The sequence below is a fragment of the Achromobacter arsenitoxydans SY8 genome (assembly GCF_000236785.1).
Lineage (GTDB): Bacteria > Pseudomonadota > Gammaproteobacteria > Burkholderiales > Burkholderiaceae_B > Achromobacter > Achromobacter arsenitoxydans.
Window position 1 is genome coordinate 90910 of sequence record NZ_AGUF01000040.1, and the last position, 14369, is coordinate 105278.

The 14369-nt window shown below is 68.8% G+C and carries 15 protein-coding genes; 14 read left to right on the forward strand and 1 reads right to left on the reverse strand.

Features of this window, described 5'->3' with window-relative positions; genetic code table 11:
- The first annotated feature begins 19 nt into the window (after window positions 1–19).
- Genes napE through ccmI form a run of 14 tightly spaced genes read left to right on the forward strand, consistent with a single transcriptional unit; the run spans window position 20 to window position 11168 of the window.
- Complete coding sequence (gene napE, locus KYC_RS09910) at window positions 20–178, forward strand: periplasmic nitrate reductase, NapE protein (protein WP_008161535.1); 159 nt, start codon at window positions 20–22, stop codon at window positions 176–178.
- Window positions 179–201: 23 nt separating this feature from the next.
- Window positions 202–519 carry a chaperone NapD gene (locus KYC_RS09915; RefSeq protein WP_043518037.1) on the forward strand — a complete coding sequence of 106 codons (318 nt, stop codon included), beginning with the start codon at window positions 202–204 and terminating at the stop codon, window positions 517–519.
- Window positions 503–2998, forward strand: a complete 2496-nt coding sequence (napA, locus tag KYC_RS09920; RefSeq protein ID WP_008161539.1) for a periplasmic nitrate reductase subunit alpha — start codon at window positions 503–505, stop codon at window positions 2996–2998. The genes KYC_RS09915 and napA overlap by 17 nt, the downstream gene beginning before the upstream one ends.
- Window positions 2999–3013: 15 nt before the next feature.
- Window positions 3014–3490, forward strand: coding sequence for a nitrate reductase cytochrome c-type subunit (locus KYC_RS09925; RefSeq protein ID WP_008161541.1), 477 nt, complete (start codon window positions 3014–3016; stop codon window positions 3488–3490).
- A gap of 16 nt (window positions 3491–3506) precedes the next feature.
- Entirely contained in the window at window positions 3507–4145 is a 639-nt protein-coding gene (locus KYC_RS09930; protein WP_008161542.1) for a cytochrome c3 family protein, read from the forward strand.
- Window positions 4132–4806 carry a heme ABC exporter ATP-binding protein CcmA gene (ccmA, locus tag KYC_RS09935; protein ID WP_008161544.1) on the forward strand — a complete coding sequence of 225 codons (675 nt, stop codon included), beginning with the start codon at window positions 4132–4134 and terminating at the stop codon, window positions 4804–4806. The genes KYC_RS09930 and ccmA overlap by 14 nt, the downstream gene beginning before the upstream one ends.
- Window positions 4772–5437: a heme exporter protein CcmB gene (gene ccmB / locus KYC_RS09940; protein ID WP_008161547.1), complete on the forward strand. Its 666-nt coding sequence runs from the start codon at window positions 4772–4774 to the stop codon at window positions 5435–5437. The genes ccmA and ccmB overlap by 35 nt, the downstream gene beginning before the upstream one ends.
- 10 nt (window positions 5438–5447) lie before the next feature.
- Window positions 5448–6227 carry a heme ABC transporter permease CcmC gene (gene ccmC, locus KYC_RS09945; protein ID WP_008161549.1) on the forward strand — a complete coding sequence of 260 codons (780 nt, stop codon included), beginning with the start codon at window positions 5448–5450 and terminating at the stop codon, window positions 6225–6227.
- Window positions 6224–6388 carry a heme exporter protein CcmD gene (gene ccmD / locus KYC_RS28635; protein ID WP_008161551.1) on the forward strand — a complete coding sequence of 55 codons (165 nt, stop codon included), beginning with the start codon at window positions 6224–6226 and terminating at the stop codon, window positions 6386–6388. Before ccmC ends, ccmD begins: the two co-directional genes overlap by 4 nt.
- The gene (ccmE, locus tag KYC_RS09950; protein WP_008161553.1) at window positions 6385–6840 is read left to right on the forward strand and encodes a cytochrome c maturation protein CcmE; all 456 of its coding nucleotides are present in this window, start codon (window positions 6385–6387) and stop codon (window positions 6838–6840) included. Before ccmD ends, ccmE begins: the two co-directional genes overlap by 4 nt.
- Window positions 6837–8873 carry a heme lyase CcmF/NrfE family subunit gene (locus KYC_RS09955; RefSeq protein WP_008161554.1) on the forward strand — a complete coding sequence of 679 codons (2037 nt, stop codon included), beginning with the start codon at window positions 6837–6839 and terminating at the stop codon, window positions 8871–8873. Before ccmE ends, KYC_RS09955 begins: the two co-directional genes overlap by 4 nt.
- Window positions 8873–9394 (forward strand): DsbE family thiol:disulfide interchange protein, encoded by a 522-nt coding sequence (locus KYC_RS09960; RefSeq protein ID WP_008161556.1) that lies wholly within the window; start codon window positions 8873–8875, stop codon window positions 9392–9394. Before KYC_RS09955 ends, KYC_RS09960 begins: the two co-directional genes overlap by 1 nt.
- The gene (locus KYC_RS09965; protein WP_008161558.1) at window positions 9391–9861 is read left to right on the forward strand and encodes a cytochrome c-type biogenesis protein; all 471 of its coding nucleotides are present in this window, start codon (window positions 9391–9393) and stop codon (window positions 9859–9861) included. Before KYC_RS09960 ends, KYC_RS09965 begins: the two co-directional genes overlap by 4 nt.
- Complete coding sequence (gene ccmI, locus KYC_RS09970; protein ID WP_008161559.1) at window positions 9858–11168, forward strand: c-type cytochrome biogenesis protein CcmI; 1311 nt, start codon at window positions 9858–9860, stop codon at window positions 11166–11168. The genes KYC_RS09965 and ccmI overlap by 4 nt, the downstream gene beginning before the upstream one ends.
- Before the next feature lies 1 nt (window position 11169).
- On the opposite strand, the gene KYC_RS09975 is transcribed toward ccmI, so the two are convergent.
- Window positions 11170–14367, reverse strand: a complete 3198-nt coding sequence (locus tag KYC_RS09975) for a tetrathionate reductase subunit A (protein WP_008161561.1) — start codon at window positions 14365–14367, stop codon at window positions 11170–11172.
- Between the last annotated feature and the right edge of the window lie 2 nt (window positions 14368–14369).

Below are 14369 nucleotides of genomic sequence, written 5' to 3' on the forward strand. Positions count from 1 at the left end.
ATCTGCAGCGAGGTGGTGTGTGCAAAACGAGTCTGATGGCTACACAAAGCCCCAGGAATTCCGAAGTTTCCTCTTCCTGACGGCAGTCATGGCCCCCGTATTGACTGTCATCATCGTGGCGGGCTATGGATTCGCGGTCTGGTTCTATCAGCTTTTCGCCGGCCCCCCGGGAAGCTGATGCGACGCGACGGAACTTCCCCCATGTCCGCGCCCCCTCCCGCTGGGACTTCCACAGCCCCCCCCGAATTGCATATCGCCAGCCTGGTGGTGCATGCGACTCCGCGCCGGCTATCTGACGTCCGCCTTGCGGTGCTGGCCATCGCCGGCGCCGAAATCCATGGTGCTTCCGACACCGGCAAGCTGGTGGTCACCCTGGAAGCCCGCTCTACCGACGACATGATGGCGCGAATTTCCGAGATCCAGCGCCTGGACGGCGTGCTGGCGTCGGCGCTGGTCTACCAGCATTCCGATTCGCTTGCCGCGATGAACGAGGAGATTGAAGATGGCCATGGCTCGTAGAGACTTCATCAAGCAATCCGCCGCCGCTGCCGCCGCCACCGTGGCGGGCATTCCCATTGTCGGCTACACCCAAAACATCGTCACCGAATCCGAGGCCGCCAAGCTGAAATGGTCCAAGGCGCCCTGTAGGTTCTGCGGGACCGGCTGCGGCGTCAACGTCGCGGTGAAGGACAACCAGGTCGTCGCCACGCACGGCGATTTCAACGCCGAGGTGAACAAAGGCCTGAACTGCGTCAAAGGCTATTTCCTGTCCAAGATCATGTACGGGAACGACCGCCTGACCACGCCGCTGCTGCGCATGAAGGACGGCAAGTACGCGAAGGACGGCGAGTTCGCGCCGGTGTCCTGGGACACGGCGTTCGACGTCATGGCCGAGCAGTTCAAGCGGGTGCTCAAGGACAAGGGCCCCACGGCCGTGGGCATGTTCGGCTCGGGCCAATGGACGGTCTGGGAAGGCTATGCCGCGCTCAAGCTGATGAAGGCGGGCTTCCGGTCCAACAACCTGGACCCGAACGCGCGCCACTGCATGGCCTCGGCCGCAGTGGGCTTCATGCGCACCTTCGGCGCCGACGAACCCATGGGCTGCTATGACGACATCGAGAATGCCGACGCCTTCGTGCTGTGGGGCTCGAACATGGCCGAGATGCATCCCATCCTGTGGACCCGCGTCACCGATCGGCGGCTGTCCGCCCCTAAGACCAAGGTGGCGGTGCTGTCCACTTTCGAGCACCGATCTTACGAACTGGCCGACCTGACGCTGACCTTCACGCCGCAGACCGACCTGGCCATCCTGAACTACATCGCCAACCACATCATCCAGACCAAGCGCGTGAACCGCGACTTCGTGGACAAGCACACAGTCTTCCACGAAGGCAACACCGATATCGGCTACGGCCTGCGCCCCGACCATCCCTTGCAGAAGGCCGCGAAGAACGCCGACAAGGCGGGCGGCTCCAAGCCCATCACCTACGAAGAATTCGCCAAATTCGTCTCCAAGTACGACCTGGACTACACCGCCAAGCTGTCCGGCGTGCCCAAGAAGCAGCTTGAAGACCTGGCCGAGCTCTACGCCGACCCCAAGGTGCGCGTGACCTCGTTCTGGACCATGGGCTTCAATCAGCACACCCGCGGCGTGTGGGCCAACAACATGGTCTACAACATCCACCTGCTGACGGGCAAGATTTCCACGCCGGGCAACAGCCCTTTCTCGCTGACCGGCCAGCCTTCGGCCTGCGGCACGGCGCGCGAAGTCGGAACGTTCTCGCACCGCCTGCCCGCCGACCTGGTCGTGACCAACCCCAAGCACCGTGCCCACGCGGAAGAACTGTGGCAATTGCCCGCCGGCACCATCCCCGAAAAGGTGGGCGCGCATGCGGTGCTGCAGAACCGCATGCTCAAGGACGGCCAGATCAATGCCTACTGGGTCATGGTCAACAACAACATGCAGGCGGCCGCAAACCTGATGAACGAAGGGCTGCCGGGCTATCGCAATCCCGACAACTTCATCGTCGTGTCGGATGCGTACCCCACCGTCACCACTATCTCGGCCGACCTGGTCCTGCCCGCCGCCATGTGGGTGGAAAAGGAAGGCGCCTACGGCAACGCCGAACGTCGCACCCAGTTCTGGCACCAGTTGGTGAACGCGCCGGGCGACGCCCGTTCGGACCTGTGGCAGCTCATGGAGTTCTCCAAGCGCTTCAAGGTCGAGGAGGTCTGGCCTGCCGACCTGCTGGCCAAGAAACCCGAGTACCGCGGCAAGACCCTGTACGACGTGCTGTTCGCCAACGGCAAGGTGAACAAGTTCCCGAACACCGAACTCAATGCGGACTACGCCAACCAGGAATCCAAGGATTTCGGCTTCTACGTCCAAAAAGGGCTGTTTGAGGAATACGCGGAGTTCGGCCGGGGCCACGGCCACGATCTGGCACCCTTCGACAGATACCACGAAGCCCGCGGCCTGCGCTGGCCGGTGGTCAACGGCAAGGAAACGCTCTGGCGCTATCGCGAAGGCAGCGACCCCTACGTCAAGGCGGGGACGGGCTTCGAGTTCTATGGCAATCCGGACGGCCGCGCCGTGATCTACGCATTGCCCTACGAGCCCCCTCCAGAGTCGCCGGACGAGGAATATCCGTTCTGGCTGTCCACCGGCCGGGTCCTGGAGCACTGGCACTCGGGATCAATGACGCGGCGCGTCCCCGAGCTGTACAAGGCGTTTCCGAATGCTGTCTGTTTCATGCACCCGGACGACGCACAGGCGATGGGTCTGCGGCGCGGGGTCGAGGTCGAAGTGGTCTCGCGGCGAGGCCGGATGCGCACGCGGCTCGAAACCCGCGGACGCGACAAGCCGCCGCGCGGCCTGGTCTTCGTGCCTTGGTTCGATGCCGGGCAGCTCATCAACAAGGTCACGCTGGACGCCACGGATCCCATCTCGTTCCAGACCGATTTCAAGAAATGCGCCGTCAAGATCGTCAAGGTCTGAGCCCGGGAGACAGTCATGAAGATTCGCGTCACCGCAATTGCGATCTGCATCCTGTTCGGGTCGGCCGCCTGGGCGGCGCCGCCTTTCGAGGTGGTGGACCCCATGCGTGGCCCCACGCCCGTCGCGGACGAGGCGGACCCTCCCCTCATCAGCCCGATCGAGAACAAGGACATCAAGCGGATGCGCACCTACTCGATGCAGCCGCCCACCATTCCGCACAAGATCGACGGTTACCAGATCGACAAGAACTTCAACCGCTGCCTGACCTGTCATGCGCGCGTCAACACGGAAGTGACCCAGGCGCCGCCCCTGAGCGTCACGCACTACATGGACCGCGACAGCAACGTACTGGCCGAAGTGTCGCCGCGGCGCTATTTCTGTGTGCAGTGCCACGTACCCCAGGCGGAAGCCAAGCCGCTCGTGGCCAATGACTACCAGGACATCGACGTGATCCTCAAGCGCCTGACCGCCCCGGCGTCCGACAAGAAGTAAGGGACAGGAGCCAGTCATGCTCAAGCTCATCAAGCGTTACTGGAACATCATCCGCCGGCCCAGCGTGCATTTCAGCCTGGGCTTTTTGACCGTGGGCGGATTCATCGGCGGCATCCTGTTCTGGGGCGCCTTCAATACCGCCATGGAAATGACCAACACCGAAAAGTTCTGCACGGGTTGCCATGAAATGCGCGACAACGTGTACGCCGAGCTCAAGGGCACCATTCACTTCACCAACCGCTCCGGCGTGCGCGCACTGTGCTCCGATTGCCATGTGCCGCACAACTGGACCGACAAGATCGCGCGCAAGATGCAGGCGTCCAAGGAGGTCTGGGGCAAGATCTTCGGCACCATCGACACCCGCGAGAAATTCGTCGAAAAGCGGCTGGAACTGGCGCAGCACGAGTGGGCGCGCTTCAAGGCCAACGATTCGCTGGAATGCCGCAACTGCCACAACTACGAATACATGGACTTCACGCGCCAGAGCGTGCGCGCGCAGAACATGCATTCCACCTACCTGGCCGACAAATCCAAGACCTGCATCGACTGCCACAAGGGCATCGCCCACACGCTGCCGCACATCCCGCCCGGCCAGACCTCCGAAGCGACGCCGCCGGCCAGGGCGTCCCAAGAGGTCGCGAATGCGGCCCGCTGACGCGCCGGCGCCCGTGCTGAGCGCGCGCGGGCTCGCCAGCCGGCGCGGGGGGCCCGTCCCCGTGGATTTCGACCTGCACGCGGGCCAGCTGCTGCATGTGCAGGGCGCCAACGGCAGCGGCAAGACCACCCTGCTGCGCATGCTGGCCGGTCTGCTGCGTCCCCTGAGCGGCGCCGTGCAGCGTGCGGGCGCCGACATCCGGCGCGACCCCGCCGCCCACTTCGCCCGCACGGCATACCTGGGACATGGCAATGGCCTGTGCGGGGAACTGACCGCGCTGGAGAACCTGCGCTGCGCGCTGCACGTGGCCGGCACGCCCCATGGCGACGACGCCATCGCGGACTGCCTGCGGGCATGGCGCCTGGGCGCCTGCCTGCACACGCCGGCCGCCCGCCTGTCGCAGGGCCAGAGCCGCCGGCTGGCGCTGGCAGCCGTGGCGCTGGGCGCCAAGCCGCTGTGGCTGCTGGATGAGCCCGACGCGGGCCTGGACGCCGCCGGCCTGGACCAGTTGCGCCAATCGCTGGAAGCGCACCTGGCCGCTGGCGGCGCGGCCGTCGTCGCCTCGCACCGGCTGCCGGGCACGCCCGCCGCCCATACCCAAACCCTGAACATGGATGACTACGCGGATGCTGGCTACGCTGTCTCAGTTGGCGCTGCGTGAGGTCCGGCTGGCCTGGAGGCGACCGGCAGACACGCTGGGCGCCACGCTGTTCTTCATCGTCGCGGGCTCGCTGTTCCCGCTGGCGGTCGGCCCCGACCCCGCCCTGCTCCTGGCGATCGGGCCGGGCGTGCTTTGGGTGTGCGCCCTGCTGGGCATCCTGCTGAGCCTGCATCGCCCCTTCGCGCAGGACTACGACAACGGCGCCCTCGAACAGCTATTGGTGTCGCCGCACCCGCTGCCCCTGCTGGTGGGCGTGAAGCTGGCGGCGCACTGGTTCAGCAGTTGCCTGCCGCTGATCCTGGCCAGTCCGGTGCTGGCCCTGCAGTTCGGCCTGCCGCCCCATGCGATCAGCATCCTGGCGCTGTCCCTGCTGCTGGGCACGCCCACGCTGGCGCTGGTGGGCGGGCTGGGCGCGGCGCTGACGCTGGGCCTGCGCGGCGGCGCGCTGCTGCCGCTGCTGGTGCTGCCGCTGTATGTGCCGGTGCTGATCTTCGGCGCGGGCGCGGTGTCGGCCACGCACGCGGGCCTGGGCGCGGGGCCTCAGCTTTCCCTGCTGGGCGCCTGCCTGTGCCTGGCGATCCTGCTTTGCCCCTGGAGCGCCTCGGCGGCGCTGCGTGTGGCGTTGGACTGAGGCTGCCGCCATGCAAAACCAATCCGCCCTCGATTCCCGCGCCGCCCCGCGACGCGCGGGCTGGCTGCGCTACGCATCGCCCGCGGTGTTCTATCCGCTGGCCGGCAGGATGATCCCGTTCCTGGCGCTGGGCGCCGCGCTCTTCGCATGCGCCGGGCTGTACATCGGCCTGGTCGTGGCGCCCGTCGACAGCCAGCAGGGCGAGGTGTATCGCATCCTCTTCATCCACGTGGCCGCGGCCTGGATGTCGATGTTCCTGTACCTGGTGATGGCGGGCTACGCCGCGCTGGGGCTGATCCTCAACACGCGGCTGTCGTTCATGATGATGCGCGCGTTGGCGCCCACGGGCGCGCTCTTCACCTTCCTGACCCTGTGGACGGGCGCATTGTGGGGCAAGCCGACCTGGGGCACGTGGTGGGTGTGGGACGCCAGGCTAACGTCCGAACTGATCCTGCTGTTCCTGTACCTGGGCTTCATGGCCCTGCAGGCCGCCACCGACGACACGCAGCGCGCGGACCGGGGCGGCGCGATCCTGCTGCTGGCCGGCGTCATCAACGTGCCCATCATCTATTTCTCGGTGCAGTGGTGGAGCACCCTGCACCAGGGCGCCTCCATCAACCTCACCACGGCGCCCAGCATGGCCCGCATCATGGTGACCGCCATGCTGCTGATGGTGGCCGCCTTCTGGCTGTACAGCGCCGCGGTGGCGCTGGCGCGCGTGCGCGGCATCATCGCGGAGCGGGAGCCGGGCGCCGTGCAAGCGGGCAGCCCGCGGGAGGACGCCCGATGAGCTGGGACACCCTGTTCTCCCTGCAAGGGCACGGCCCGTTCATCCTGGGCGCCTATGGCGTAACCCTGGCGCTGATGGGGCTGGAAGTCTATACGCTGTGGCGGCGTGCGCGACGCCGCCGCGACGCCTCCCCGCCCCCGGCGGCGCGGAGGCGGCCATGAGCCCGCGCAAACGCCGCGCCTTCGCCATTGCCGGCGGCCTCTGCCTGCTGGCGCTGGCCGCGGCGCTGGTGCTCAATGCGCTGCAATCGAACCTGGTGTTCTTCTTCAGCCCGACGCAGGTCGCGGCGCGCGAGGCGCCTGCAAGCGGCAGCTTCCGCGTGGGCGGCCTGGTCGAACAGGGATCGCTGCGGCGCGAGGCCGACGGCCTGACGCTGCGCTTTGCCGTGACCGACACCGCGCATGTGGTGCCGGTGACCTATCAGGGGCTGCTGCCCGACCTGTTCCGCGAGGGCAAGGGCGTGGTGGTGGCCGGCAAGATGGGCGCGGACGGCGTGTTCCGCGCCACCGAGGTGCTGGCCAAGCACGACGAAAACTACATGCCGCCCGAGGCGGCGGACGCCGTCAAGCGCGCCGAGGCCGCGGCCGCCACCTTGAAGACGGAGACCCGATGATTCCCGAAATCGGCCTGTTCAGCCTGATCCTGGCGCTGCTGGCGGCGCTGTGCCAAGGCATCCTGCCGCTGATCGGCGCGGCCACCGGCTGGCAGGCGGGACTGCGCGTGGCGCGCCCGGCGGCCATCGGCCAGTTCGGGCTGACCACCGTGGCCTTCGCCTGCCTGGCGTGGTCGTTCGTGCACAACGATTTTTCGGTGCTGTACGTGGCCGCCAATTCGCATGCGGACCTGCCGGCCGCCTACCGCTTTGCCGCGGTCTGGGGCGGACACGAAGGGTCCCTGCTGCTCTGGCTGTATCTGCTGACGGCCTGGACCCTGGCCGTGGCGCTGTGCAGCCGGGGGCTGCCGCTGCCATTCGTGGGCCGGGTGCTGGCGGTGATGGGCTGGATCAGCGTGGGCTTCCTGCTGTTCATGCTGTTCCTGTCCAACCCCTTCGAACGCCTGCTCCCGCCCGCCATGGCCGGACGCGACCTGAATCCGCTGCTCCAGGATCCGGGCATGATCGTGCATCCGCCCATGCTGTACATGGGCTACGTGGGGTTTTCAGTGGCGTTCGCCTTCGCCATCGCGGCGCTGCTGTCCGGAGAACTGGACGCGCTGTGGGCGCGCTGGGTGCGGCCCTGGACCCTGGCCGCGTGGACGTTCCTGACCATCGGCATCCTGCTGGGCAGCGCCTGGGCCTACTACGTGCTGGGCTGGGGCGGATGGTGGTTCTGGGATCCGGTAGAGAACGCCTCGTTCATGCCCTGGCTGGCGGGCACCGCGCTGATCCATTCGCTGATCGTCACCGAGCGGCGGGGCGCGTTCCGCAGCTGGACCGTGCTGCTGGCGATCTGCACGTTTTCGCTCAGCATCCTGGGCACCTTCCTGGTCCGTTCCGGCGTGCTGACCTCGGTACACGCGTTCGCCGTGGATCCCGGCCGCGGGCTGTACATCCTGGCCTTCATGACAGTGGTCGTCGGCGGGTCGCTGACGCTGTATGCGTGGCGCGCGCCCTCGGTGGGACTGGGCGGCGGCTTCTCGCTGCTGTCGCGCGAGTCCCTGCTGCTGTCCAACAATGTCGTGCTCACCGTCGCGGCAGGCTCGGTGCTGCTGGGCACGCTTTATCCCGTCGTGCTCGACGTGCTGGATTGGGGCAAGATCTCCATCGGGCCGCCCTACTTCGAAGCCGTATTCGTGCCGCTGATGACGCCCGCGATTTTCCTGATGGGCGTCGGCCCGGTGGCCCGCTGGAAACAGGCCGAGGTCCCCGACCTGGGCCGGCGGCTGCGCGCCGCGTTCGTTGTCAGCGTGCTGACCGCCGTGCTGACGCCGCTGGCGATGCCGGGCCCCTCGCGCTTCGGGTCCCCCATGATCATCCTGGGCCTGTGGCTGGCCGCCTGGTCCGTGGCCAGCGCCGCCACTCACGCCTGGCAGCGCCTGACCGACGGCGACGGCGAGCTGCTGCGGCGGCTGGGGCGCCAGCCCCGGTCCTGGTACGGCATGCTGCTGGCGCACGCGGGCGTGGGCGTCTTCATCGCGGGCGTCACGCTGGCCAATGGCTACGAGGTCAAGCACGAAGTGCGGCTGGACGTGGGCGCCACCCGCGAAGCCGGCGGCTACCAGTTCACCTTTGCCGGCGTCGGCCCCGCGACGGGCCCCAACTACAGCGCGCAGCGCGCCGTCTTTCATGTCGTGCGCGACGGCAAGCCGGTGGTGACGCTGTATCCGGAAAAGCGCCTCTACACCGTGCAGGACATGGCGCTGAGCCAGGCCGACATCGACAGCGGCTTTTCCCGCGATCTCTTTGTAGCGCTGGGCGACCCCGTGGGCGACAACGCCTGGACGGTGCGCATCCAGGTCAAGCCCTTCATGACCTGGATCTGGACCGGGTGCATCCTGATGGCCCTGGGCGGCCTGCTGGCGGCCGGCGACGGACGCTACCGGCGCGCGCGGGAAGCGGACGCGAAGGCGCGGGCGCGTGAGACGCGCGCCCCCGCGCCCGGCGCGCCCCAGGCCAACGCCGGCCGCGCCGCGCGGGAGGGCTACTGATGCTGCGCTACCTGCTGCCGCTGGCCGCCTTCCTGGCCATGGCCGTATTCCTGGCGATGGGCTTGTCGCGCGATCCGCGCGCGGTTCCCTCGGCCATGATCGACAAGCCGGCCCCCGCCATCGGCCTGCCCGTCCTGCTGGAACCGGACAGGAAGCTGGACGTGGAATCGCTGCGCGGCAAGGTCTGGCTGCTGAACGTGTGGGCGTCCTGGTGCGGCCCCTGCAAGGAGGAGCTGCCGGTGCTGCGCGAGGCGGCGCAGCGCCACGGCATCGCGCTTTATGGCCTGAACTACAAGGACAAGCCCGACGACGCGCGGGACTGGCTGGCGCGCAACGGCAATCCCTACATTGCGTCGGCCAGCGACGTCGACGGCCGGGTCGGCATCGAATATGGCGTCTACGGCGTGCCCGAAACCTTTGTGATCGACGGGGCGGGCCGCATCCGCTACAAGCACCTGGGCCTGATCACGCCCGAGCTCTGGCGCACCCGCCTGCAGCCCGTCATCGAGTCGCTGCAATGAAAGCGCCGTCTTCCCCGTTCTTCGTCCTGCTGCTCGCCGCGCTGCTGCTGGCGGCCGCTGCAGTCCGCGCGCAGCCCGCGCCACCGCCCCCGCTGACGGCCGCGCAGGAACAGCGCGCCGACAAGCTGGCCCACGGCCTGCGTTGCCTGGTCTGCCAAAACCAGACGCTGGCCGAATCGAATGCGCCGCTCGCGCTGGACATGCGCAACCTGATCCGCGGCCAGTTGGCCGACGGCAAGACAGACGCGCAGATCATGAGGTTCTTCGAGGACCGCTATGGCGACTTCGTCCGCTACGACCCGCCCTTCAAGCCCATCACCTGGCTGCTCTGGCTGGGCCCGTTCGCCTTGCTGGCGGTGGGCTTCCTGGTGTTGGCGCGCACCCTCAAGCGCCGCGCCGGCGTGCGGCCGCCCCTGACCGCGGATGAACGCGCCCGCGCCGCCCGCTTTCTGGATCCCGGCCCATGACCACGCTCTGGCTTGCCGTCGTGGCCCTGCTGCTGGCCACCCTGTTCTGCCTGATCCCGCCGCTGCTGCGCCGCACGCCGGCCGCCGAGGGCGACACGGACGCGAGCGTGCGCGCGTTCTACCTTGCGCAGCGCGAACAACTTCGGCGCGACCTGGCCGGCGGCGCGCTGAGCGCCGAGGCGCATGCGCGCGCTGAAGAGGAATTGCAGCGCGATCTGCTGCAAGACCTGGCGCTGCGCCGCGCCCGGGGCGCGCCCGCGGGCGGACAGCGCGCCGGGATTGCCGCCGCCTGCCTGCTCAGCATCGCGATCCCGGTCGGCGCGGTGCTGCTGTACGGCCAGTTGGGCAATCCGCGCGCCGCCGCCGACCTGACGATGGCCCCGGCCGCCGAACCGCACGCCGCGGACACCGGCGGCGACATGGCGCTGGCCGTCAATGCGCTGGCGCAGCGCCTGCGCGCCGCGCCCGACGACCCCGACGGCTGGTACATGCTGGCCCGGTCCTATGAAACCCTGGGACGATTCAACGATGCGGTGGCCGCCTATCAGCAGGTGCTCAGGCTGGTGCCCGGCCAGCCTGCGGTGCTGGCCGACCTGGCCGACGCCCTGCTTTCCGCCAAGCAGGGCGAGCCCGACGAGGCCTCGATCGCGGCCGTGGCCCAGGCCCTGGACGCGCAGCCGGACCAGCCCAAGGCGCTGGCGCTTGCCGGGATGATGGCGTTGCGCCGGGGCGACCCGGGCGACGCGCTGGTGCATTGGGAACGCCTGCGGACGTTGTTGCCGCCCGACTCCGAGGCCGCGCGCCAGATACAGACCAATATCGCCCAGGCCCGCGCCATGGCCTCGGGCGCGCCCGTTGCGGAATCGGCAGCCGCTGGTTCGCAGACTGCTGGACTGCCGGGCACCGGGGCGCCGGCCGCCGGATCGCCAACCGCGAGCGGCGCCTCCGCCCCGCCCTCTTCACCCGCGCGCATCACCGGCCGCGCCCGCATTGCCGAAGCGCTGCGCGCTAAAGTCCAGCCCGACGATACCGTCTTCATCCTGGCGCGGCCTGCCGAGGGATCGCGCATGCCCGTCGCCATCCTGCGGCTGCGGGTGGCGGACCTGCCGCGCGACTTCGTGCTGGACGACAGCACGTCCATGTCGCCGCAGGCCACCCTGTCGGGGGCCGGCAAGGTGCAAGTAGAGATCCGGGTCAGCCGGTCGGGCGGCGCCGCCGCCCAGCCCGGCGACCTGAACGGCTTGCTGCCCGGTGTCGGCGTCCATGCCGAAGGCCTGGACCTGGTGGCCGACACCGTCCTTCCCTAGGCTAGGCGCGTTCGACCCGCGCCGGCAGGCCCTGGCGCACCGCCGCGCCCGATACCCAGTCGATCCAGACGTTGGCGTGTTCGCCGCGCGTGGCGTCGCCGAAGCCCAGGTCGTTCAGATTGACTCCCGCCGCCAGCGCCGGATCGTGCGGCATGGGCTTGCCGTCCACGGTATGCGCGCGGGCGCCCAGCTCGGTATGGCCGTAGCCGTGCTCGATGCCCAGCGCGCCCGGCTGGATGCCGTCCCGCAGCAGCGCCAGCCCGGTCACCGAGCCGCCCGGCGTCACGATGCGCACCTTATCGCCGTTGCGGATGCCCAGCCGCTCGCCATCCTGGCGGTTGATCGACACCGGGTTGTGCGGGTGCACCTGGCGCAGCCGGTTCACGCCGATCGACATGGAACTCATCAGGTTGGACTTGAACGAGGTGAGCAGGAAGGGCCAGTTCTGCGCCGGATACTCCGCCCGCATGTCGCGCCCGTCGGCCAAGCGCGTCGGGTACCAGGTGGGACAGCCGCTGTAGCGCTCGCCCGTCATCGCATGGCGAAAGCCCGCCAGTTCCTCGCTCCAGACGTGCAGCGGCTTGGCGTAGGCCACGCGCGTCCGCCGTCCCTGGCCGCCGTCCGTCCAGGCGTCCTCCATTCTGTCGAAGCGGCCGCCGCGGCTCATCAGCATGGCCACCTGCCGCCATTCGCCCGGCTTGAGCTTCTGCTGCAAGAGCGGCGCATAGCGATCGACGCCGGTCAGCGCCATGTCGTCGTCGCTGGCCTCGGCCACGGGACGGCCGGCCGCGAAGGCGATGTTGGCCATGCCCCGCAGGAAGAAGTCCTCGGGCGTATCCAGCGCGTACTTGGCGCCGTCCTTGTCGGAAATGGCGCCGGCGCCGAAGCCCGGCATGCCCAGGCGCTTGGCGCAGGCGATCAGGAAGGTCTCCAGGCACACCGGCTCGTTCGTGGCCGTGCGCGCCACGCGCGGCGTCACGGCCGGCCAGCGCACGGTGGACGCCTTGGCGACCACGTCGGCCCAGGGCGCCGACACGCCCCAGCTTTCGTAGGTAACCGTGTCCGGCACGATGTAGTCGGCCAGCGCGTTGGTCTCGTTGATGAAGGGGTTGATCGACACCGACAGCGGCAGGACGCGCGGATCCTTCAGCTTGTCCAGGGCAACGCTCTTGAACCCGGCAATGCCGTAGACCGGATTGCTCATATGGTTGAACCAGACCTTGGCCCGGTACGGATACCCGGCCAGCGCGGACGCCAGCATCTCGGAGCTGAGGCCGCCCGTGGCCGGGTACCACGGCGCCGCCGCCGGATAGGCGGGCTGCCCGGCCGCCTTCTTGCGCTTGAATTCGCTGGACTTCTCGTACGGGAAGCGGTTACGCGACAGCGACACGCCCTTGGGCGTGGCCTTGTTGGCGAAGCCGGCGATGTTGTAGCGCGGCCCCGCGCCATAGGGCGGGAACGGGCCGGCGTCCAGCACCAGCCCGCCTTCCACGTTCAGGTTGCCCACCAGGGTGTTCAGCATGGCGATGGCGTAGGCGGTATAAAAACCCGCCCCGCTCATGGTGCCGCCATGCGCGTCGGCCACGGCGCGCTTGCCATGGCTGGTGAAGCGCTCGGCCAGCGACGCGATCTTCGCAGCCGGCACGCCGCACAGGTCGGCGTACTCGTCCAGCGACTTGCGGCGCGCCTCTACGCGCAGCAGCGACAGCGACGTGCAAACGCGCACGGGCGCGGACACGCCGGCCATGCCCGGCGCGTCGATTGCGTCATCCACGAACAGCTCGGCCGGCGAGGCCGCCGTGTGCGGCGCCAGCGTGCCGTCCGCAAGACGCACGACATACACGTCTTCCCACTTCTCGTCCGCATCGGCCGGACGCGCCCAGCCCATGTCCGCGCCGCGCAGAAAGCTCCCCAGGCGCGGATGGCCGGCCTCGGCCACCACCAGGTGCGTCGCGTTGGTCCAGCCCGCCTCGCCCGCCGCCTTCATCGCCGCGGGGCCGGGTTGCGCCAGCATGCGGGCGTCGAAGCGCTCGTTGTCCAGGATCCAGCGGATCAGGCCCATGGCCAGCGCCAGGTCGCTGGCCGGATTGACGGCCACCCATTCGTTGCCCGATCCCGCCGACAGGCTGGACGACGCGGGCAGCACCGGCGACACGACCACATAGGTAAAGCCGGATTCCTCCGGCCGCACACGCGCTTCCGCCAACTGGCGGGCCTGGCGCTGGAACGGGTTGCCGGCCTGCGCCGGCGCCGCGCCGATAAACAGGCCAAAGCGCGCGTTGTCCCAGTCGGGCTTGCCGTGCGGCATGCCCTTCAGATCGCCCAGAGCCGCGCCCGCGCCCACGCGGAAACTCTGTCCGCAATAAGAGCCGTGGTTGCTGAAGTTGACGGTGCCGAACGACTGGCCGGCAAAGCGCTGGATCAGCGGCGTGCGGCCTTCGTTGGAGGCGTCGGTGAACAGGAACTGGTTCACCTTGGCGCCGTATTCAGGATTCTGCGGGTCCAGCGGCGTCTCGCGGTCGTAGATCGCGCGCAGCCCGTCCACATGGCCCTCGCCGAACAGGTCGCCGCCTTCGCACACTTCCTCCACCAACTGCTCGAAGCTGATCGTCTGCCACTTGCCTTCGCCGCGCTTGCCCACGCGCTTCATGGGCTGCAGCACGCGGAAGGGGCTGTGCATCTGCTCCAGCATGGCCGAGCCGCGCGCGCACGACGTGGCGCGGCCTTCCAGACCGTTGTCGCCGCCCAGTTGCGCATAGACGTCGCGCACCGGCGTGTCCATGGCGGCGGGCCGCGTCGTGGCCAGCGGATGATAGGGATTGCCGGCCACGCGCAGGATGCGGTTTTCGGCCGTGTCCACGCGCAGCCGCACGCCGCACTGCGTCCAGCAGCCCAGGCAGCTGGACGGGCTGACCGTCTGGCCCGGCTGCGCGCTAAGCAGGCCCGACAACGGGTCGATGCGGAATTCGGGGGTGAGCGAGTTGCCGCGCACGGCGTGCGCCGTGGGAACGCCCGCGGTGCCCTGCGCCAGGCCCTTGACGGCCTTGGTCACGGTTTCGCCGTAGCCCGCCGCGAACGCCGCCATGCCGCCGGCCACCAGGCCGCCGCGCACCATCAGTTTGCGCCGGGCCTCGTCGCGAGGCTGGTCCGGGCCATCGTCCGCGGGGCGGCGCTTGTCGTCTTCGTGTTGATTGTCCATTG